At 63.4% G+C, this 20,649-nt stretch carries 23 protein-coding genes; 13 read left to right on the top strand and 10 right to left on the bottom strand.

What is annotated here, in order from left to right; translation table 11 throughout:
* Position 1 precedes the first annotated feature (1 nt).
* Entirely contained in the window at positions 2 to 265 is a 264-nt protein-coding gene (locus DQG18_RS16085) for a DUF3572 family protein (RefSeq protein WP_157970103.1), read from the bottom strand.
* A gap of 115 nt (positions 266 to 380) precedes the next feature.
* Here DQG18_RS16085 and DQG18_RS10270 point away from each other — a divergent pair, with 115 nt between their 5' ends.
* Together DQG18_RS10270 and DQG18_RS10265 are read left to right on the top strand one after the other, a co-directional pair.
* Complete coding sequence (locus DQG18_RS10270) at positions 381 to 755, top strand: response regulator (RefSeq protein WP_116654167.1); 375 nt, start codon at positions 381 to 383, stop codon at positions 753 to 755.
* Between the two features lie 39 nt (positions 756 to 794).
* Positions 795 to 2,165, top strand: a complete 1,371-nt coding sequence (locus tag DQG18_RS10265) for a PleD family two-component system response regulator (protein WP_116654166.1) — start codon at positions 795 to 797, stop codon at positions 2,163 to 2,165.
* 316 nt (positions 2,166 to 2,481) lie between these two features.
* Here DQG18_RS10265 and rpmG read toward each other — a convergent pair whose 3' ends face one another.
* The 9 genes from rpmG to ruvX form a co-directional block, all read right to left on the bottom strand.
* Positions 2,482 to 2,649 carry a 50S ribosomal protein L33 gene (gene rpmG, locus DQG18_RS10260; protein WP_116654165.1) on the bottom strand — a complete coding sequence of 56 codons (168 nt, stop codon included), beginning with the start codon at positions 2,647 to 2,649 and terminating at the stop codon, positions 2,482 to 2,484.
* Positions 2,650 to 2,796: 147 nt separating this feature from the next.
* Positions 2,797 to 3,153: a DUF983 domain-containing protein gene (locus DQG18_RS10255; RefSeq protein WP_245958434.1), complete on the bottom strand. Its 357-nt coding sequence runs from the start codon at positions 3,151 to 3,153 to the stop codon at positions 2,797 to 2,799.
* A gap of 66 nt (positions 3,154 to 3,219) precedes the next feature.
* Entirely contained in the window at positions 3,220 to 5,496 is a 2,277-nt protein-coding gene (gene rnr / locus DQG18_RS10250) for a ribonuclease R (RefSeq protein WP_116654163.1), read from the bottom strand.
* A gap of 159 nt (positions 5,497 to 5,655) precedes the next feature.
* Positions 5,656 to 8,205 carry a type I DNA topoisomerase gene (gene topA, locus DQG18_RS10245; protein ID WP_116654162.1) on the bottom strand — a complete coding sequence of 850 codons (2,550 nt, stop codon included), beginning with the start codon at positions 8,203 to 8,205 and terminating at the stop codon, positions 5,656 to 5,658.
* A 143-nt stretch (positions 8,206 to 8,348) separates the two neighbouring features.
* Positions 8,349 to 9,470: a DNA-processing protein DprA gene (dprA, locus tag DQG18_RS10240; RefSeq protein ID WP_116654161.1), complete on the bottom strand. Its 1,122-nt coding sequence runs from the start codon at positions 9,468 to 9,470 to the stop codon at positions 8,349 to 8,351.
* Positions 9,471 to 9,476: 6 nt separating this feature from the next.
* Positions 9,477 to 10,076 (bottom strand): glycerol-3-phosphate 1-O-acyltransferase PlsY, encoded by a 600-nt coding sequence (plsY, locus tag DQG18_RS10235; protein WP_116654160.1) that lies wholly within the window; start codon positions 10,074 to 10,076, stop codon positions 9,477 to 9,479.
* Complete coding sequence (gene pyrC, locus DQG18_RS10230; RefSeq protein ID WP_116654159.1) at positions 10,069 to 11,373, bottom strand: dihydroorotase; 1,305 nt, start codon at positions 11,371 to 11,373, stop codon at positions 10,069 to 10,071. Before pyrC ends, plsY begins: the two co-directional genes overlap by 8 nt.
* A 159-nt stretch (positions 11,374 to 11,532) precedes the next feature.
* Entirely contained in the window at positions 11,533 to 12,513 is a 981-nt protein-coding gene (locus DQG18_RS10225) for an aspartate carbamoyltransferase catalytic subunit (protein ID WP_245958433.1), read from the bottom strand.
* Positions 12,514 to 12,728: 215 nt separating this feature from the next.
* The gene (gene ruvX / locus DQG18_RS10220; protein ID WP_198669727.1) at positions 12,729 to 13,187 is read right to left on the bottom strand and encodes a Holliday junction resolvase RuvX; all 459 of its coding nucleotides are present in this window, start codon (positions 13,185 to 13,187) and stop codon (positions 12,729 to 12,731) included.
* 70 nt (positions 13,188 to 13,257) lie between these two features.
* Between ruvX and DQG18_RS10215 the strand changes: the two genes are divergently transcribed.
* The 11 genes from DQG18_RS10215 (at position 13,258) to DQG18_RS10165 (ending at position 20,641) form a co-directional block, all read left to right on the top strand.
* Complete coding sequence (locus DQG18_RS10215; RefSeq protein ID WP_116654157.1) at positions 13,258 to 13,791, top strand: hypothetical protein; 534 nt, start codon at positions 13,258 to 13,260, stop codon at positions 13,789 to 13,791.
* A 90-nt stretch (positions 13,792 to 13,881) separates the two neighbouring features.
* A complete protein-coding gene (gene gatC / locus DQG18_RS10210; RefSeq protein ID WP_116654156.1) occupies positions 13,882 to 14,169 on the top strand; it encodes an Asp-tRNA(Asn)/Glu-tRNA(Gln) amidotransferase subunit GatC in 288 nt (95 codons plus the stop codon).
* 3 nt (positions 14,170 to 14,172) lie between these two features.
* Entirely contained in the window at positions 14,173 to 15,654 is a 1,482-nt protein-coding gene (gene gatA / locus DQG18_RS10205; protein WP_116654155.1) for an Asp-tRNA(Asn)/Glu-tRNA(Gln) amidotransferase subunit GatA, read from the top strand.
* Positions 15,655 to 15,657: 3 nt separating this feature from the next.
* Positions 15,658 to 15,972 (top strand): hypothetical protein, encoded by a 315-nt coding sequence (locus tag DQG18_RS10200; RefSeq protein WP_245958432.1) that lies wholly within the window; start codon positions 15,658 to 15,660, stop codon positions 15,970 to 15,972.
* A gap of 205 nt (positions 15,973 to 16,177) precedes the next feature.
* Entirely contained in the window at positions 16,178 to 16,492 is a 315-nt protein-coding gene (locus tag DQG18_RS10195) for a chorismate mutase (protein ID WP_116654153.1), read from the top strand.
* 7 nt (positions 16,493 to 16,499) lie between these two features.
* Positions 16,500 to 17,015, top strand: a complete 516-nt coding sequence (locus DQG18_RS10190) for a GNAT family N-acetyltransferase (RefSeq protein WP_116654152.1) — start codon at positions 16,500 to 16,502, stop codon at positions 17,013 to 17,015.
* A gap of 241 nt (positions 17,016 to 17,256) precedes the next feature.
* Positions 17,257 to 17,580 (top strand): ArsR/SmtB family transcription factor, encoded by a 324-nt coding sequence (locus DQG18_RS10185; protein WP_116654151.1) that lies wholly within the window; start codon positions 17,257 to 17,259, stop codon positions 17,578 to 17,580.
* Positions 17,577 to 17,999: an SRPBCC family protein gene (locus tag DQG18_RS10180; RefSeq protein ID WP_116654150.1), complete on the top strand. Its 423-nt coding sequence runs from the start codon at positions 17,577 to 17,579 to the stop codon at positions 17,997 to 17,999. The genes DQG18_RS10185 and DQG18_RS10180 overlap by 4 nt, the downstream gene beginning before the upstream one ends.
* Positions 18,000 to 18,051: 52 nt before the next feature.
* A complete protein-coding gene (locus DQG18_RS10175) occupies positions 18,052 to 18,462 on the top strand; it encodes a DUF1801 domain-containing protein (protein WP_198669726.1) in 411 nt (136 codons plus the stop codon).
* Positions 18,463 to 18,773: 311 nt separating this feature from the next.
* Positions 18,774 to 20,258 (top strand): Asp-tRNA(Asn)/Glu-tRNA(Gln) amidotransferase subunit GatB, encoded by a 1,485-nt coding sequence (gene gatB, locus DQG18_RS10170; protein WP_116654149.1) that lies wholly within the window; start codon positions 18,774 to 18,776, stop codon positions 20,256 to 20,258.
* Positions 20,258 to 20,641, top strand: coding sequence for a VOC family protein (locus tag DQG18_RS10165; protein WP_116654148.1), 384 nt, complete (start codon positions 20,258 to 20,260; stop codon positions 20,639 to 20,641). Before gatB ends, DQG18_RS10165 begins: the two co-directional genes overlap by 1 nt.
* The last annotated feature ends 8 nt before the right edge of the window (positions 20,642 to 20,649 follow it).

The raw sequence follows: 20,649 nt of genomic DNA, 5'->3' as shown, positions 1-20,649 counted from the left end.
CTCAGGCGTGGGCGTTGAGGCGGTTCCAGAGCCTCATGACGTGGCCGACGTCGAGCCCGGTGTTGGCGCACATGGCGAGCAGGAGCGGCTCGTTGCGCCCGAAATAGTCGATCAGACCATGCGCCAACCCTGCCGTGCCCACGGCGCCGCGCAGCGATTGCGGCGTATAGCCCGCAAGTGTCATGAAGCGCTCGAGTTCGGCAACGTCCCCCGCCAGCCAGGTGAGGCACGCATCGGCAATCCGGTCCAGTTCAGTGTCGGACATGGTCCTCGACCCGGGCGAGAGACTCGCCATATTTCTTGTTTCGTAACGGATTGATGATACCGGATCATAACCAGAACGAAAAGCGTTGACCGCGAGGCGGCGGGGAAGTGGAAAAATGCCCAAGACAGTGATGATCGTCGAGGACAACGAGCTCAACATGAAGCTCTTCCATGACCTTCTGGAATCGCGGGGCTATAGCACCATCCAGACCCGCAACGGGATGGAAGCGCTCGATCTGGCGCGCGAGCACAAGCCCGACCTCATCCTCATGGATATACAGTTGCCCGAGGTTTCCGGGCTGGTCGTCACCAAATGGCTCAAGGAAGACGAGGATCTCGCGCCGATTCCCGTCATCGCCGTCACGGCCTTCGCCATGAAGGGCGATGAAGAGCGCATCCTGGAGGGCGGGTGCGAAGGCTATATCTCCAAACCTATCTCCGTGCCTCACTTTTTGGAAACGATTGAAAGCTACATTGGCAAGGCCGCGTAGTGGACCTGCAACTCAACACCGGATCGAGAGGATGGCGCCGTGACGGCACGGGTGCTGATCGTTGACGATATTCCCACCAATGTGAAGCTGCTCGAAGCGCGGCTCATGGCGGAATATTTCGAGGTCGTCACCGCAGTTTCGGGCCAGCAGGCCATCGAGATCTGCCGCAGTCAGGACATCGATGTCGTGCTGCTCGATGTGATGATGCCCGAAATGGACGGGTTCGAGTGTTGCCGTATCCTCAAGGCCGATGCGCGCACCTCCCATATCCCCATCGTTATGGTCACCGCGCTCGACCAGCCGTCCGACAAGGTCAGTGGACTCGAATCGGGGGCCGACGATTTTCTCACCAAGCCGGTCGATGACATCCAGTTGCTGGCGCGGGTCAAGAGCCTCATCCGCCTCAAGGTGCTGACCGATGAGTTGCGCGCCCGCGCCAATACGAGCCACCAACTGGCGCTCGAACACGCCGCCCGCTCGGTCGAGGAGACCGATGCCTCGCAGGGGCGCATCCTCGTCATCGAGGGAGAAGCGGGGCGCGCCGAGCGCATCCGGGCCTATCTCCAGGATCATCACAATGTCGATGTGCTGACGACGCCCTCCGATGCGGTGTTCCAGATTTCGGGCGGGGATTACGAGCTGGTGCTGGTCAGCATGGCCCTCGAAGGGTTCGATCCGCTGCGCGTCTGCTCGCAGATCAGGACGGCGGACCAGACCCGCTCGCTGCCCATCATCCTGATTGCCGACGACAAGGACCGCCAGCAGGTGGTGCGCGGGCTGGACCTCGGGGTCAATGATTTCATCATGCGTCCGCTCGAACGCCACGAGTTGGCGGCACGCGTCAAGACGCAGATCAGGCGGCATCGCTATACGGTCGAGTTGCGCGAAAGCCTGTCCTCGACCATGCAGATGGCGGTGATCGACGAACTGACTGGTCTCTACAACCGCCGCTATTTCGAGCGCCATCTTGCCCTGAGCCTTTCCAAAGCGAGGGAACAGGACCGCCCGATGGCTGTCATGCTGCTCGATATCGATTTCTTCAAGGCGGTCAACGACACTCACGGTCATGATGTGGGTGATGCGGTGCTCAAGGAATTTTCCCTGCGGCTCCAGCGCAATATCCGGGGCGTGGATCTGGCCTGCCGGTTCGGGGGCGAGGAGTTTGTCGTTCTGATGCCCGATACCGATGCGAGCCTCGCGCTTCACGTCGCCGAACGGGTACGGCAGTCGATCGCCCAGGCGCAGTTCAAGGTCGGGCCCGATACGCCGCTGGGTATCACGGTGAGCGCAGGGATGGCGTTCAACGAATTCGCGGACGATACGCCCGAAACGGTTATCAAGCGCGCCGACATGGCGCTTTATGCCGCCAAGCGCAGTGGCCGCAACCGCGTGGTTTCCGAGGCGGCCTGACCGATTAAGGTTAACTCTTTATTATTAATAGTAAAACAGCAGATGCCGGGCCATTGTATACTTGGCCTTATAGGGGCAAGCGCGTACCGTATACGTACTGAAACGGATGCAACTGCATCTCTGTTCAGTATGTCCCTACGGAATTCAGGTCCGCCGCAACTCCTGTACCGTAGGGGGCTGGCCCGGCCACGGCACCCAAGAGTGGCCTCTTCGACAGCCGTTCCGGGCCAGCCATTTCTTCTTCTCGATATTCCAAGGACAAAAGAAAAACCCCGCCGAGGCGGGGTTTCCGTATTTCTTCATGAGGCGCCGGATCTTACTTGATCTTGGCTTCCTTGAACTCGACATGCTTGCGCACCACCGGATCGTACTTGCGGAACGAGAGCTTCTCGGTCGCGGTGCGGGTGTTCTTCTTGGTCACGTAGTAAAAGCCGGTGTCGGCGGTCGAGACCAGCTTGATCTTGATCGTGTTGGACTTTGCCATTGCGGTAGCCTTTGAAAAAACGAGGCCGCGCGGCAGGTCCTGCGCACGGCGTCCGAAATCAGTTGCGCGCAAACTATGGATTTTGCGCCGAATGTCAAGCGGTGCTTGCCGATATACGAGAGGTTTCGGTCTCCGGAAAAGTGGAGCCTACTTCCACTCCTCCGGATCGTCGTCCGCCCCGTCGGGATCGAACCCGTGCATGTAATTTGCCCATTGCAGGCCCACGATCGCGCCCTTGACGATCGGCAGGAGCCAGAGCGAGAGCAGGACGGCCAGCGGCAGCACGACTGCCAGATACTGTATGGCGGCGATGCGGAACATCATCTCCATGTAAATGACGATCCCGATCATGACATGACCGACGATGACGATCACGAGATAGGGCGGGGCGTCATCGGCGCGGTGGTGGTGCAGTTCCTCGCCGCAGGCGGGGCAGGTCTCGTTGACCTTGAGATATTTGTAGTACAGTTGCCCCTCGCCGCAACTAGGGCATTTGCCGGCCATGCCGCGTTTCATTGCGGGCCAGAGGGGGCGGTGGGGTCTGGATGTTGTCTGGATGAACGCCATTGTTCATCTCCTGGGGCGGTGCTTGGTGCGTATGGGCGGCCGTTTGGCGCGCTGCCTGCCACGGCCGGGGCCCGGCGGTTTCACACGTTCCCCTTCAGATAGAATTTCAAAGCGCAGAGCGCCAGCCATGGGGGCCGCTTCAAGCAGTCGCACCTCGACCCGGTCGCCGATGCCGAATCGCTCGCCGGTCCGCTCCCCGATCATGGCCTGCCGGTCCTCGAAATAGCGGAAATAGTCGGTGCCGAGTGAAGAGACGGGAACGAAACCATCCGCGCCGGTCTCGTCGAGGCGCACGAACAGGCCCGCGCCCGCGATGCCGGCGATCTTGCCCGTGAAGCGCGCGCCGATGTGGCTGGCGAGATATTGCGCCAGCAGCCTGTCCGCCGTTTCGCGTTCGGCGGCCATGGCGCGGCGTTCGGTGGCAGAGATGTGCTGGCCGATGGCGGCAAGACGGCCTTCCTCGGCCTCGGTCAACCCGTCATTGCCCAGCCCCAGCGCACGGATCAGGGCGCGGTGGACGATGAGGTCCGCATAGCGGCGAATGGGAGAAGTGAAATGGGCGTAGCGGTCGAGATTGAGGCCGTAATGGCCGTAATTGCCCGGCGCATATTCGGCCTGTGCCTGGCTGCGCAGCACCATTTCGTTGACCTGTTCGGACTTGCCCGCCTTTTCGGCGCGGTAAAGGATCTGGTTGAAATCCCTTGGCCTGAGGCTTTCCGAGCGCGGGACGGGAAGGTCCAGCGATTTGAGGAATTCGCCCAGTGCCGTCAGCTTTTCGCGGCTTGGCGCGTCGTGCACCCGGTAGAGCAGGCCGATCCGGTGTTTTTCCAGCGTCTCGGCGGCGCAGACGTTGGAGAGGATCATCATCTCTTCGATGAGTTTGTGGGCTTCGAGCCGTTCGGGCACGAAAACGTCGACGACCATGCCGTTCTGATCGAGTCTTATGCGCCGCTCGGGCATGTCGAGTGCCAGTGGACCGCGCCGGTTGCGGGCTTTTGCAAGCGCGGCATATGCGGCCCACAGGGGCTTGAGGATCGTTTCAAGCAGGGGGCCCGTCGCGTCGTCCGGCTTGCCGTCCATGGCGGCCTGCGCCTGTTGGTAGCTGAGCCTGGCGGCGGACCGCATCGTCACGCGATGGAAGGAATGGCGCTTCTTGTTGCCCTCGGCGTCGATGACGATGCGCAAGGCCATCGCGGCCCTGTTCTCGCCTTCGCGCAGCGAGCACAGATCGTTGGAAATCCTTTCGGGCAGCATCGGCACCACCCGGTCGGGGAAATAGACCGAGTTGCCGCGCAGCCAGGCTTCGCGGTCGAGTGCTGAGCCGGAGCGCACATAGTGAGCCACGTCGGCAATGCCGATATGGATGATGTGTCCGCCGGAATTGGCGGGGTCGGTGTCAGGCTCGGCGTGGACGGCGTCGTCGAAATCCTTGGCGTCGTGCGGGTCGATGGTGACGAGCGGGATATCGCGCCAGTCCTCGCGGCCCTTGAGCGTTGCCTCCTGCGCCTCGGCGGCCTCGGCAATGACGGACGCGGGGAAGCGGTAGGGGATATCCAGCGCGTGGAGCGCGATGAGGCTCACCGCCCCTTCGGACCTGGGATTGCCGATGACGGAGATGACCTTGGCCCTCGGGATCATCAGGCGGCCCGATAGCGTCACTTCGACCTCGACCAGATCGCCATCCTTCGCGTCGCCCAGATCGCCCGCGGATATGCGCATCTCGCGCGCCTTGCGCTCGATGGGCACCAGCCGCGCGCCGTCCTCGTCCATCCGCACGATGCCGATATCGGCTTTGCGCGGTTTGTCGAGCACCTTCATCGCGCGGGCGGTGTAGGTGGGCGCCAGTTCATCCCCGCGCTGGATGCGCGCCAGAATGCGGTCGCCGGGGGCAGGGACCACGCGGGCGTCCTTGCCCGCCAGCACCGTCACGCGCGGCTTTTCGCCTTCTTCCTCGTCCCATCTGGCAGGGAAGGCGTGGAGATTGTCGGGGTCCGCATCGGCGGGAATATCGAGCACGGTGACGGCGGGCAATTCGCTCGTCACCCGGATCGCCTTGCGCTTGCGCGCCAGCAGGCCCTCGTTCTCCATATCGCGCAACATGACCTTGAGCGCGATGCGGTCATCCCCCTTGATCCCGAAATGCCGCGCGATCTCGCGCTTGGAGTCGATGTCGGGAAATTGGGAGACGGCCTCGAGAATGGCTTCGCGGGTGGGGAGGGTGCCGGGCTGGTATTTGGTCGCTTTGGCGTTTTTGGTGGTGCGGGGACCGGCTTTTTTCATTGAACTTCTGCCCAGTTGCTCGCTCTGGATACCCCCCACCCATCCTCCTCCACAAGGAGGGAGGTGCTGGATCGTACCACCGGCTGCCCCAAACGCTCCGTAACACCCTCCCCCTGATGGGGAGGGTTGGGGAGGGGTGGAGCCCGGTACTGGAAGTTATCAGGCTTCCGCCTTCTTCTTCGCCGCCGGTTTCTTTTTTGCCGCAGCCTTTTTGGCCGGAGCCTTCTTCCTGCTTCCCGAACCCGCCTTGGCGGCAATCAGTTCCAGTGCCTTTTCCAGCGTCACCGCTTCCGGCGCGAGGTCGCGGGGGAGGGTAGCGTTGATCTTGCCCTGGTTGACGTAGGGCCCGTAACGGCCCGCGCGTACGGTAACCGGGCCATCGGCGTGCTCGAAGGTCTGGATCGGCGCGGCGGCTGCCGCGCGGCCGCGCCCGCCGCCCGCCTTCTTTTCGGCGATCAGCGTCACGGCGCGGTTGAGGCCGACCGTGAACACTTCTTCCACGTCCGGCAGGTTGGCGTAGGTGCCGTCATGAAGGACGAACGGGCCATAGCGCCCGATGCCCGCCGTAATCGGCTTGCCGCTCTCGGGGTGGGTGCCGATTTCGCGGGGCAGGGAAAGCAGCTTCAATGCCTTTTCGAGATCCATCGATGCCGCGTTCCAGCCTTTGGGCAGGCTTGAGCGCTTGGGCTCCTTGTCTTCTCCGAGCTGGACGTAAGGCCCAAAACGACCGGTCTTCAGGAACACGTCGAGACCCGTTTCGGGATCGGTACCCAGCACGCCGTCGCCTTGCGCCGCCTCGTTCGCCTGTCCCGTCGCGCTTTCGGAAAGCTGCTGGGTGTGGCGGCAATCGGGGTAGTTCGAGCAGCCGATGAAGGCGCCGAACTTGCCGAGTTTCAACGAAAGCTGGCCAGTGCCGCAGGTGGGGCAGAGGCGCGGGTCGGACCCGTCCTCGCGGGCCGGGAAGATGTGATCGCCTAAAAGCTCGTTGAGCGCGTCGAGAACTTGGGAGACCCTGAGGTCCTTGATTTCCTCGGCCTGGTGCGAAAAATCCTTCCAGAAGCGGCGCAGCACTTCCTTGTAGTCGATCTCGCCCGCCGAGATTTCGTCCAGTTCTTCCTCGAGCCCGGCGGTGAAGCCGTATTCGACATATCTGGTGAAAAAGCTCTGGAGGAAAGCCGTCACCAGCCGCCCGCGATCCTCCGGGATGAGCGCGCGCTTTTCGAGCCGGATATAATCGCGGTCCTTGAGGGTGCCCAGCGTTGCCGCATAGGTCGAGGGCCGCCCGATGCCCAGCTCTTCCATCTTCTTGATGAGGCTCGCTTCGGTGTAGCGCGCCGGGGGCTGGGTGAAATGCTGCTCGATATCGACCTTTTCAAGCGCAGGGGTGTCGCCTTCCTTGAGGGCGGGGAGTTCGCGGCTGTCCTCGTCGTCCTCGCCGGTCTTTTCGACGCCATAGACGCCGAGGAAGCCGGGGAAGGTGATGACAGAGCCGACGGCGCGCAAGGTTATGGCGCGGCCGGCGGTGGCAACCGCGATGTCGGCTGTGGTCCGCTCGATTTCGGCCGACCGCATCTGGCTGGCCAGCGCCCGCCGCCAGATGAGCTGGTAGAGCTTGTGCTGGTCGGGGTCGATATTGCGCAGCGTATCGGGATGCTTGCCGAGATCGGTGGGGCGGATCGCCTCGTGGGCTTCCTGCGCGTTCTTGGCCTTGGTCTGATAAAGGCGCGGCTTTTCCGGTACGTATTCGGCGCCGAATTCCTTGCCGATCACGCGCCGCGCCGCCTCGATGGCTTCGGGGGCCATCTGCACGGCGTCGGTCCGCATATAGGTGATGAGCCCGTCCTCATAGAGCCGCTGGGCGATCTGCATGGTGCGCGAGGGCGAAAGGCTCAGGCGCGAGGAAGCATCCTGCTGCAAGGTCGAGGTGGTGAAGGGGGCGTAAGGGTTGCGTTTGGTCGGTTTTTTCTCGACCGATGAAACGCGGAACGTCCCGGCTTCGATGGCCTTTTTCAGCGCTTCGGCATCCTCGCCTGTTTTCACCGCCAGCTTGTCGGTCTTTTCGCCGTCGACCGAATAAAGCCGCGCCTCGAAGGATTTTCCGTTCTGGGCGAGCGTCGAGAGGACCGACCAGTATTCCTGCGGCTTGAACCTTTCGATTTCCTCCTCGCGCTCGGTCACCAGCCGCAGCGCGACCGACTGTACGCGGCCCGCCGAGCGCGAGCCGGGCAGCTTGCGCCACAGGATCGGTGAGAGGGTGAAGCCCACGAGATAATCGAGCGCGCGGCGCGCCAGATACGCATCGACCAGCGGCGCGTCGATGTCACGGGGCTTTTTCATCGCCTCGGTCACCGCGTCCTTGGTGATGGCGTTGAACACCACGCGCTTGACCGGCATGTCCTTCTTGATGGCCCTTTTTTCCCTGAGCACGTCCAGCAGGTGCCAGGAAATGGCCTCGCCCTCACGGTCGGGGTCGGTGGCGAGAATCAGTTCGTCGGCGCCTTTTACGGCTTTGGCGATGTCGGACAGCCGCTTTTTCGAGGCCGTATCGACCTCCCAGCTCATGGCGAAATCCTCGTCGGGCCGCACCGATCCGTCCTTGGAGGGCAGGTCGCGGATGTGGCCAAAGCTGGCGAGAACCTCGAAGTCCTTGCCCAGATATTTGTTGATGGTCTTGGCCTTGGCCGGGCTCTCGACGATGACGACTTTCATGCCTTACGCGGCTCCGCAACTGGATTGATATGCCCTGAATTCGGGAGAATAGGGGGTCAGGAACGCGACCCTCAAGGCGAGCGCAACATGGTGAATGCGGTGGCCCATGTCAAATCAGAAGTCAGGAAGGGAGGGACCTGGTATCAGGAAGCGGCGGGGCGCAGGGCGACCAGTTGGCCGCCCGAACGCTCGATCCGGCCCGCCAGATCGAGTTCAAGAAGGAGGATTTGCACCGTCCCGGCAGCAAGCCCGCAGGTCTGCACCAGCGTGTCGATGGGGACCGGTGTGGGGCTCAGGGCGTCGAGCAGTTTGTGGCGCTCGTCGCTGGTCGGGTCGGGCAGGGCATGGAGGGGCTGGTCCGGCTCGTCGGTCTCGAAGAGGTCCGATTGCGCCGGCCGGGCCTGCGCGAGATCGTCCACGATGTCGGCCGCGCAGGTGATGAGCGTTGCGCCCTGCCGGATGAGAGCGTTGCCGCCTTCGGCGCGCGGGTCGAGCGGGGATCCGGGGACGGCGAAGACCTCGCGGTTCTGCTCCAGCGCCAGCCGGGCGGTGATCAGCGAACCGGAGCGCCTTGCGGCCTCGACGATGACAACGCCGAGCGAAATGCCCGCCACCAGCCGGTTGCGGCGGGGGAAGTCGCGGGCGCGGGCCGCCCAGCCGAACGGCATCTCGCTCACCAGCGCGCCGCCCTCGGCGATGATGGCCCGGGCCAGCGGCTTGTTCTCGTCCGGGTACAGCCGGTCGAGCCCGCCCGCCATCACAGCGATCGTCCCGCCGCGCAGCGCCGCCTCGTGGGCCGCCGCGTCTATCCCCCGCGCCAGACCCGAGACGACGACATATCCCGCATCGCCCAGTTCACGCGCCAGCACTTGCGCCATGCGCCGTCCGGCGGCGGATGCGTTGCGCGCGCCAACAATCCCCACGGTCCTCCCGCTGGCCAGAATATCGCCGCCCATCACCGCGAGAAGCGGCGGGGGGCCGTGGATGTGCCTCAAATGCGGGGGGTAATCGGGGTCGCCCACGGCAACGAACCGGGCGCCGAGCTTTTCGGCTGTCGCGATCTCGTCTTCCACTTCCGCGATGGCGGGAATCGAGGGCGGCGGCGCGCCGTTGCGCCTTATGAGGCCGGGCAGGGCGTCGAGCGCGGCGCTGGCAGATCCGAAGCGGTTGATGAGCTGGCGAAAGGTCTGCGGACCGACATTGGCGGTGCGGATGAGGCGGAGCCAGTCGACGCGCTGCCGGGGTGTGAGCCTTTCGCGCGTCATGGCCGCTTATCCCTCTCCGGCCTTTTTCTGCCCGATCCGTGATTCGGTGCCTCGGGCCAGCCGCACGATGTTTTCGCGGTGGGTGATATAGAGTGCCATCGAGAGTACGAGGGTTGCGATCGTCAGTCCGGTTCCCGAAAAGGCAAAGGCGAACATGGGCGCGGTGGCGGCAGCGGTGAGGGCGGCCAGCGAGGAGTAGCGTTGCGCAAAGGCAATTACCAGCCAGACCGCGCAAAAGATCAGCCCGATCCGCCAGTCGAGCGCCAGAAGGATGCCGATATAGGTGGCGACGCCCTTGCCGCCCCTGAACCCGAGCCAGACGGGAAAGACATGTCCCGCAAAGGCGGCGATGCCGGCGACCATGCCCGCCTCAAAGCCCCAGAGCCATATGGCGATCAGCACTGCGACGGCTCCCTTGCCCGCATCGAGCACCAGCGTTGCCGCCGCGATGTCCTTGCGGCCGGTGCGTAGCACGTTGGTGGCGCCGATATTGCCCGAGCCGATGGCGCGTACATCGCCGAGCCCGGCAAACCGCGTGAGGATCAGCCCGAAGGGGATCGAGCCGAGCAGGTAGCCCAATACAAGCGCCAGCGCATAATCAAGCACCTTGCTGCTCCTCCATGAACACTACCTTGCCCCCTGCGATAGTCAGCATCGCCTTGCCGGTCATGCGCGCGTTCTCAAACGTTGTGTTGCGCGACCGGGAGCGGATCGTAGCTTCCTCGACGAGCCAGGGGTAGTCCATATCGAAAAGGCAGAGATCGGCCGGCGCGCCCTTTGCGATGCGCCCGCTTTCGAGCCCGAGGATTTCGGCGGGGCGGGCGGTCATGGCGCGCAGGACGGTCATGAGGTCCACATCGCCCGAATGAACCAGCCGCAGGGCCGCCGGGAGCAGGGTTTCGAGCCCGATGGCGCCCGTTGCCGCATCGGCGAAGGGCTGGCGCTTGCCTTCGGAATCCTGCGGGTCGTGGTCGGAATGGATGACATCGACGATGCCCGATTTCAGCGCCTCCACCAGCGCCATCCTGTCGTCCTCATGGCGGAGCGGCGGAGAGAGCTTGAAGAAGGTGCGATAGGAGCCGACGTCGTTCTCGTTGAGGCAGAGATTGTTGATCGATGCGCCGACCGTGACGTGAGCCGCGCGCGCCTTGTAGAACCGGGTTAGCTCGATGGCGCGGGCGGTGGAGATCTGCGCGGCGTGATAACGCGCGCCGGTCATCAGCGCCAGTTGCAGGTCGCGGTCGAGCGGGATGGTCTCGGCCTCGCCGGGGATGCCCTTGAGCCCCCGGAAGGTGGCGAGGGGCCCGGCGTTCATCACCCCGTCCGAAACAAGGCTCGCCTCGGCGGGCTGATGGACGATCAGCGCGTCGAAATTGGCGGCATAGGTCATTGCGGCGCGCAGGACGGCCGAGTTCTGGATGGACTTGCGCCCCTCCGCCAGACACGCCGCCCCCGCTTCGAGCAGCAGGCCGAATTCGGTCAGTTCGCTGCCTTCGGTGCCTTTGGTGATGGCGGCCGAGGGCAGGACGGTGATGCCGGTATTGGCCTTGGCGTTGCGGGCGATGAACTCGACCAGCGCGCCATCGTCGATCACCGGCAGGGTGTCGGGCATGACGAGGATGGTCGTTACCCCACCCGCCGCCGCCGCCTCTCCGGCGCTTGCGATGGTCTCGCGGTATTCATGGCCGGGCTCGCCGGTGAAAACGCGCATGTCGATAAGACCCGGCGCGGCGATGAGGCCCATGGCGTCAATGGTGCGGGCCTTTTCCGGAACTCCGGGCGCAGCGCCTTCCGCGATATCGGCGATACGGCCCTTCTCGATGAGGATGGAGCCCTTGAAATCGGCGTTGGTCGCGGGATCGATGATGCGGGCATTCTCGATCAGCAGTGGGCGGTTAGGCATCGCTGGCCCCCTCACCCCCAGCCCCTCTCCCACGAGGGGAGAGGGGGGCTCGTGTGGCTGCTCCACGGTTCCCCTTCTCCCCTCGTGGGAGAAGGTGGGCTTTCGCAAAGCGAAAGGTCGGATGAGGGGGCTGCGATGCTAGCATAAAATGTAAGACCATCATTCCTTCTCCCCACCCAGCAGCGCATCCAGCACCGCCATGCGCACCGCAACTCCCATTTCCACCTGCTCGGTGATCACCGATTGGGGGCCGTCGGCGATGGCGGGGTCGATCTCGACGCCCCTGTTCATCGGACCGGGGTGCATGACCAGCGCGTTGGCGTTGGCATGGGCGAGCTTTTCGGCGTCGAGGCCGTAAAAGCGATAATACTCGCGCACCGAGGGGATCAGCTTGCCGCTGGCGCGTTCGTTCTGGAGGCGGAGCATCATCACCACGTCCGCGCCCTTGAGCCCCTTGCGCATGTCGGTGAAGACCTCGCTCGCCATCTGCTCGACGCCGCGCGGCAATAGCGTTTTGGGGGCGATGACGCGGGTGCGGGCCTGCATGGCACCGAGCAGGACGAGATTGGAGCGCGCCACGCGCGAATTGGCGATGTCGCCGCAGATGGCCACCGTCAGCCCGTTGAGCCGCCCGAAATGGCGGCGGATGGTGAGGGCGTCGAGGAGGGCTTGCGTGGGGTGCTCGTGGGAGCCGTCGCCTGCGTTGATGACCGCGCATTCGACCTTCTGGCTCAAAAGCTCGACCGCGCCCGACGAGCCGTGACGGACGACGATGGCGTCGGGCTGCATGGCGTTGAGCGTCGTTGCTGTGTCGACCAGCGTTTCGCCCTTGGCGAGCGAGGAGGTTCTGACCGCCATGTTGAGCACGGTCGCCCCCAGCCGCTTGCCTGCGATCTCGAAGCTCGCCTGGGTGCGGGTGGAATTTTCAAAAAACAGGTTGATCTGGGTCTTGCCCGCGAGGCCGGGCAGCGTCTTGCGTGCCCGCGAAACCGGAATCATCGCCTCGGCGCGGTCGATGAGATCGACGATCTCGACGGGCGAAAGCTGCGCGATGCCCAGAAGATGCCGGTGACGGAAAGGAAGAAAGGACCCGGTCGGGCCGGTTTTCGTGTCGGAAGGTTCAGGCTGTCGTCGTGCCATTTGATACCCCGCTTGCGACTGCCGGTCCCTAGCCCATGGGAAGAGGTGCGGCAAGGGTGGGGCGAGATTTTTGTGAGTCATATATAGCCGCAAGCACCGAATACCCCCCTCCCAACCTCCCCCACAAGGGGGGAGGTGCCGGGCTTGTGCGCAGGAGGTGTCCAAGCAAAGGAAACACCCTCCCCTTGGTGGGGAGGGTGATTGCGCCGGGTTTTTTACCCCCGCCGCAACCGGTCCAGCGCGCCTTGCAGGATGTAGCTTGCCGCCAGCTTGTCGACCACTTCGGCCTGCCGGGCGCGGGAGAGGTCGGCTTCGAGCATGGTGCGGGTTACCGCCATGGTGGAGAGCCGTTCGTCCCAGAAGACGATGGGGAGATCGATCTTCTGTTTCAGGTTGCGCACGAAGGCGCGGGTGGATTGGGCGCGGGGGCCCTCGGTGCCGTCCATGTTGAGCGGCAAGCCGACGACGATGCCGGTGACGTTATGGTCGGCGACGAGTTTTGCCAGCCGCTCGGCGTCCTGGGTGAATTTGATGCGCTTGATGGTTTCGACCGGCGAGGCGGTCATGCGCAGGGCGTCCGATATGGCGACGCCGATGGTTTTAGTGCCCAGATCGAGCCCCATCAGCTTGCCGTTTTCGGCAAGGCCGGCCAGCGGAGAATCGGTGTCGGTCATGGGCATCCTTGCCGTTGGGGCCTCGCCAGCTTATCAGCAGTATCGCGCCGCTTGGCAAGGGACGAGGGAAATGAAGATCACATGGTTTGCCGCGATGACCTTCCGCATTCATATCGCGGGGCGGATCGTGGTCATCGATCCGGACGGGGCGGCCGAGGGGGTCGATCCCGGCGAACTGGTGTCGGGCGCGCAGACGGTCGTGTCGGCGGCCCGGAACGGCATTCCCCCGTTTGATCCCTCCATCTGGAAGCCCCGCAGGCGCGGGCGGCTGATCGATGAGGGCGCAGGTGACGAAGGCTTGAGCCTTTTCCGGCTCGGTGCCGGGCTTGTGGCTTCTTCGGTCGATGATGGGGTTCTCGTGATCGCCGATGCCGGGGCGGGGCCGCAATGGGGGCGGTGGGCCGATAATACCGTCGTGGTGTTGAGCGGGACCGGTGGGCAATGTGTGGCGGAGGGCGCGGCCCTGCTCGAAATTGCGCGGCCCCGGCTGATCGCGCTGGCCGTTGGCGATGGCGCGGCGGATATGGCCTTTGAGGGTCTTGCCCCGCAACTGGGCGATGCGAGCCTGATCGTTCTCGAACCGGGGATGGCGGTGGAGGTATGAGGCCCCGGCAATTGCCGATTGCCTTTGGTTCGCCGCCATTGCTAAAAGGCGCGGTAATTGAAGTCCCGCACATATGGCAGGAGTAGTTTCATGTCGGTCGATGCCGATACCGTGAGACGCATTGCGCGTCTGGCCCGCATCAGGGTCACCGAGGATGAGGTTGCCGCCTATGAGGGCGAACTCAACGCTATTCTCGGTTTTGTCGAGCAGCTTGGCGAAGTGGATGTCGAGGGCGTCGAGCCCATGACATCGGTGGCCCCGATGCAGCTTCGCCGCCGCGAGGATGCGGTGACCGATGGCGGCTATGCCGAAAAGATCGTCGCCAACGCGCCGCTCTCGGAAGACAATTTCTTCATGGTTCCCAAGGTTGTGGAGTAGCGCGTGACCGATCTTACCCGATTGAGCCTCAAGGCCCTGCGCGACGGGCTGGCCAGGAAGGAATTCACCGCGCTCGAAGCGACCGACGCGTATCTCGCGGCCATCGATGCGGGCAATGGCAAGCTCAATGCCTATGTCGCGGTGACCGCCGACAAGGCGCGCGACATGGCGAAGGCATCCGATGAGCGTATCGGCAAGGGCGAGGCGAGGCCGCTCGAAGGCGTGCCGCTGGGCGTCAAGGACCTGTTTGCGACCGAGGGCGTGCACACACAGGCGGCGAGCCGGATTCTCGAAGGCTTCAAGCCCGAATACGAATCGAGCGTCACGAGCAATCTGTGGCGCGACGGCGCGGTGATGCTGGGCAAGCTCAACATGGACGAGTTCGCGATGGGCTCGTCCAACGAAAGCTCCTTTTATGGCCCGGTGATCAATCCGTGGCGCGGGGAGAGCGGGGAAGACCTCGTGCCGGGCGGCTCGTCGGGCGGTTCGGCGGCGGCGGTTTCCGCATGGCTTTGCGCGGGCGCGACGGCGACCGATACGGGCGGCTCGATCCGCCAGCCGGCGGCCTTTACCGGCACCGTCGGGATCAAGCCGACCTACGGGCGCTGCTCGCGCTGGGGGATCATTGCCTATGCCTCCTCGCTCGATCAGGCCGGGCCGCTCGCCCGCACGGTCGAGGACAGCGCGATCATGCTCAAATCGATGAGCGGGTTCGACCCGAAGGATTCGACCTCGGCGGACCTGCAGGTGCCCGATTTCGCGGCGGCGGTGGAGCGGGGCGTCAAGGGGCTGACCATCGGCGTGCCCAGGGAATACCGGATCGAGGGGATGCCCGCCGAGATCGAAAGGCTCTGGCAGCAGGGCCTTGAATGGCTCAAGGCCGAAGGGGCGACGGTAAGGGATATTTCCCTGCCGCACACCAACTACGCGCTCCCGGCCTATTACGTCGTTTCCCCCGCCGAAGCGTCATCGAACCTGGCGCGTTATGACGGGGTGCGGTACGGGCTGAGGGTTTCGGGCAAGGACATCACCGACATGTACGAGATGACCCGCGCCGAAGGGTTCGGCCGCGAGGTCAAACGCCGGGTGATGATCGGCACCTATGTGCTTTCGGCCGGCTATTACGATGCCTATTACGTGCAGGCGCAAAAGGTCAGGACGCTGATCAAGAAGGACTTTGAAGACGCCTTCAACGCAGGCGTCGACGCCATCCTTACGCCCGCGACGCCTTCGGCGGCGTTCCGGATCGCCGACGAGGAGATGAAGGTCGATCTGGTCAAGATGTATCTCAACGACATCTTCACGGTGACGGTCAACATGGCCGGGCTTCCGGGCATTGCCGTGCCCGCGGGCAAGGACGGGCAGGGGCTGCCGCTCGGGCTGCAACTGATCGGCAAGCCGTTCGACGAGGAAACGCTGTTCGCGGCGGGCCGGGTGATCGAAAAGAGCGCTGCGCTCGATCTCGCCCCGGCGCAATGGTGGTAGGCAATGACTGACATTTTCACGACGTCCGACTGGTCGGCGCCGCCCAGGGACATGAGCATGCCCCTGCAGGCCCTGTGGTGGATCAGGAAGGGCGAATTCCGGATGGGGCCGGAATGGGAGGAGGCGCACCGGATCGTGCAGACGATGGAGGGCGTGCAGGCCTTCGACTGGGTGCACGCCCTGCTGCACTGGATCGAGGCCGATATGGGCAACGCCGACTACTGGTATCGGCAGGCCGGAAAACGCCGCGCCGCGCCCTCGGTGTCCCAGGAATGGGAGCACATGGCGCTGTCGCTGTCGGAAACCACCCGGCAGTAAGCCATAACTGAACGGATTGTACGAATTGCGTTCAATTCGTTCAGTCATTTTTTGCGTTGGGTCCTCCCGGCCCGCGCATCCGGTTTTCTCCAACCGGACAGGATAACCGTGTTGAGCGCCCCGGGGATATTTGTGCGGGTTGAAAAAGATGCCGGGGCAGGGCACACCTGCCGGGCAATATCTTTCAAGGGACTCCGTACGCTCCATGACCGCCATAAAACCGCCCGCCGCCTGTGAGACCAAGGACGAGGTCCGCACCGAGATCGACCGTATCGACAGCGCGCTGGTCGCGCTGTTTGCGGAGCGGCACGCCTATGTGACGCGGATGGCGGAGATCAAGACCGATCCGCACGAGGCCAACGACCCGGCCCGGATCGAGACCGTGATCGCCAAGCGCCGGCAACAGGCGGCAGGGCTCGATCTCGACGAGGACCAGGCAGAGTTGATCTGGCGCACACTTATTGGCTGGAATATCAACTACGAAAAGGGCATCATCATCGCACGGAACCGCAAGCCATGACGGACCAATGCTTGACAACCTGACGCTGCGCACAGCCTCGATCGCCGAAGCCGACAAGCTCGGCCGGCTGGCGTTTGCGTCCTGGGACTCGAGCATGCGGCAGATTTTGCGCTCGGAGACCGAGGCGGCGCTGCAGAACGAGCGTGACGCGCTGCTGCTCAGCTTCCAGCTTTTCTGCATCAACGCCACGCCGGCCATTACGGTGGCCGAGCGCAACGGCAAGCCGATCGGCTGGGCGGCGTGCGAGGCGATGAGCGCCTATATTTCCGACCTCTGGGTCGCCCCCGAATTCCAGCGCCTTGGGGTGGGGCGAATGCTGCTAAGCCGTACCGAGCAGGGTATCTTCCGGGCCGGATACGATGTCAGCGTGCTCGAAACCCACGCCGAAAATGGCGGAGCAATCCGGTTCTATGCCCGCGAGGGCTATGAGATCGTGTGGCGGGGGATAAAGTTCTCGCGCATGATCGGCCAGCGTATCGAGAAGGTGCGCATGGAAAAGCGGCTGGTGGTCGAGGCGCGGTAGTTTTTTGCCTTTCGTTTCTCGGCTGACATCGCTGGCCCCCTCACCCCCAACCCCTCTCCCACGAGGGGAGAGGGGGGCTCGTGTGGCTGCCGCACACTTCCCCTTCTCCCCTCGTGGGAGAAGGTGGGCTTTTGCGAAGCAAAAGGTCGGATGAGGGGGCGGCGATGGTGGCCCCATACTTGACAAACCAATAGCCCGACAGTTATGAGTCGCAGCCATAGCCAGCGAGTTATTGATTGCGATGTCCCAGCCTCACGATGCCCTGTTCACGGCACTTGCCGATCCCACGCGGCGGGCCATATTTGAGCAGTTGTGCCTTGAGGGATCGCAGACCGTTGGCGCGTTGACGGTGCGGGCGGGCGTTTCGCAGCCGGCGGTCTCAAAACACCTCAAGGTGCTCAAAGAGGCCGGGCTGGTTTTCGACCGGCCCGAAGGTCGCCAGACCCATTACAGCGCGCAATATCGGGCGCTGACCCCGCTCATCGACTGGACGCACCAGATGACCGAGTTCTGGTCGGGCCGGTTCGAGGCGCTTGAAGATCTGCTCAGAAGGATGGACCAATGACCGAGACAGACATTCGTACCGTCGTCGTCGAACGCGACATGCCGTTCCCGGCCGAAAGGGTGTGGCGGGCGCTGACCAGTCCCCATCTCGTCTCGGAATGGCTGATGAAGACCGATTTCGTGCTGGGCCGGGGCGAAAAATTCCGGCTGAGCGGGGACTGGGGCGGGGTGGACTGCGAATTCCTCGCCATCGAGCCGCACACGAGACTTTCCTATCGCTGGGATCACGCCCACGAGGACCCGGCCTATGCGCTCAAGAGCGTCGTGACCTTTACGCTCACCGAAACTGAGGTCGGCACGCATGTGCGGATGGAGCAGACCGGTTTCCGGGCCGATCAGAAGCAGGCGCTGGGTGGCGCGCAATATGGATGGACCGAGCATCTGGCCAATCTCGAAAAGGCCGTCGCGGCGCTGGACTGAGGCCGCATTCAAGGGGCATCCTGCCGGAAAAGACGCGTGAGGAGCAAGAGCGGTGACTGACAAACCGGTGCTGCTGTCGGGCGGCAACCCGCAAATTCCGAAGGGGTATGGCGATGAGCCAGTACAGGCTTATATCGTCGCAATGCCCGACTGGAAGCAGGCGGTGGGCCGGTGGATCGACAAGATCGTCACGAAAACCGTGCCGGGCGTGATGAAGGCGGTGAAGTGGAACTCGCCCTTTTACGGGGTGGAGAAGGACCATTATTTCCTCTCGTTCCACTGCTTCGACCGCTACGTGAAAGTCACGTTCCTCAATGGCGGCGCGCTCGACCCGCCCCCGCCGGTAACCTCGAAATATCCGGTGGTGCGGTATTTCCATATCCATGAGGGTGATGAGCCGGACGAGGGGCAGTTCGCCGATTGGGTGAAGCAGGCGAGCGGGTTGCCGGGGGAGAAGATGTGAAGGGGTGAGTGGTGTTTGCGGGTTTGGTTGGTATCGCTTACCCCCCTCCCAACCTCCCTCACAAGGGGGGAGGTGCTGGTCTTGTGCGTAGGAGAGTTCCAAGGAAAAGGAAGCACCCTCCCCTTGATGGGGAAGGCTGGGGAGGGGTGAGGCCACAAGGGCAGATCTATATGCGATAGCCCTGCCCTTGTGGGGAGGGGTGAGGGGTTCTGCGATGTTAACCGCTCACGCCGGATGTCGATTGGCCCTAGCCTCCCCCGCCCATTTCGGCTATCGAAACACCACTATCTCCAGCCTTTTCCGAGCGATCCATGACCCTTGTCGATACCCGTACGCCCAATCCGAAATATTTCATTTCCGGCGCCACCGGCGACTGGGAGATTGTTATCGGGATGGAAGTGCATGCGCAGGTGACGTCCGAGTCCAAGCTGTTCTCGGGGTCGTCCACCGAGTTCGGCAATCCGCCCAATGCCAATGTCTCGTTTGTCGATGCGGCGATGCCGGGGATGTTGCCGGTGATCAACGAGGAATGCGTGCGCCAGGCGGTGCGGACAGGGCTGGGGCTCAAGGCCCGGATCAACAAGCGGTCGGTGTTCGACCGCAAGAACTATTTTTATCCCGACCTGCCGCAAGGCTACCAGATTTCCCAGTTCAAGGACCCCATCGTCGGCGAGGGCAAGGTGCTGCTCGATCTAGGCGAGGATGGCGAGGTGGAAATCGGCATCGAGCGGCTGCATCTGGAGCAGGATGCGGGCAAGTCGATCCACGACCAGCACCCAAGCATGAGCTTTGTCGATCTCAACCGCTCGGGCGTGGCGCTGATGGAGATCGTCTCCAAGCCCGACATGCGGTCTTCCGAGGAGGCGCGGGCCTATCTTTCCAAACTGCGCACCATCCTGCGGTATCTGGGCACCTGCGACGGGAACATGGAGCAGGGCTCGATGCGCGCCGACATCAACGTCTCGGTGCGGCGGCCGGGCGGGGAGTTCGGCACGCGTTGCGAGATCAAGAACGTCAACTCGGTGCGTTTCGCCGGGCAGGCCATCGAATACGAGGCGCGGCGGCAGATCGATATTCTGGAGGATGGCGGGGCCATCGATCAGGAGACACGGCTTTACGACCCCAAGACCGGCGAGACGCGCTCGATGCGGAGCAAGGAAGAAGCGCACGATTACCGCTACTTCCCCGATCCCGATCTCCTGCCGCTCGAGTTCGACGATGCATTCATCGCGGCGCTGGCCGAGAACCTGCCCGAGTTGCCCGACGAAAAGCAGGCGCGGTTCATCGAGAGCTATGGCATCTCGCCCTATGATGCGAGCGTGCTGGTGACGGATCGCGATTCCGCCGCGTTCTTCGAGGCGGTCGCCAACGGGCGCGACGGCAAGCTCGCGGCCAACTGGGTCATCAACGAATTGTTCGGACGGCTCAACAAGGAAGGGCTGGACGTGAATTCGAGCCCGGTGAGCGCCGACCAGCTCGGCGGAGTGATCGACCTCATCACCAAGGGCGAGATTTCGGGCAAGATCGCCAAGGACCTGTTCGAGATCGTCTGGTCCGAGGGGGGCGACCCTGCGGAACTCGTGGAAAGCCGCGGGATGAAGCAGGTTTCCGATACCGGCGCCATCGAGAAGATCGTCGACGAGATCATTGCCGGGAACCCCGGTCAGGTGGAGGCCGTTAAGACCAAGCCGGGGTTGCTCGGCTGGTTCGTCGGTCAGGTGATGAAGCAGACCGGCGGCAAGGCCAACCCACAGGCAGTCAATGAGATCCTGAAGGCAAAACTGGGACTGAACTGATGACACAGGAAACGAACCGGATCATCTTCAATATCCTCGCCAGGGACATTGAGGAAACGGCCCGGTTCTATGAAGTCCTGTGCGGTCTTTCGCGCCTTTACACCAGCGACTGGTATATCGTTCTGACGCCCGGCGAGGAACGGAGCTATGAACTCGGCATCATCGACGAGGTGAGCGAATTCGTGCCCAAGGCGGCGCGGGGCCTGTTTGCGGGCGGCTATCTGACGCTGGTGGTGGACGATGTGCACGCGGCCCACGCCAGAGCGCGGGACATGGGAGTTGATATCGTGAGCAAGCCCACCGCGCTCGGCTATGGCCAGATGCAGATGGTTTTGCGCGATCCCAATGGCGTGGTGGTCGATATTTCAACGCCCACGCAATAAAGGAACGG

Source organism: Pelagibacterium sediminicola, assembly GCF_003390885.1.
Lineage (GTDB): Bacteria > Pseudomonadota > Alphaproteobacteria > Rhizobiales > Devosiaceae > Pelagibacterium > Pelagibacterium sediminicola.
This window is presented reverse-complemented; position numbering and strand designations above follow the sequence as displayed.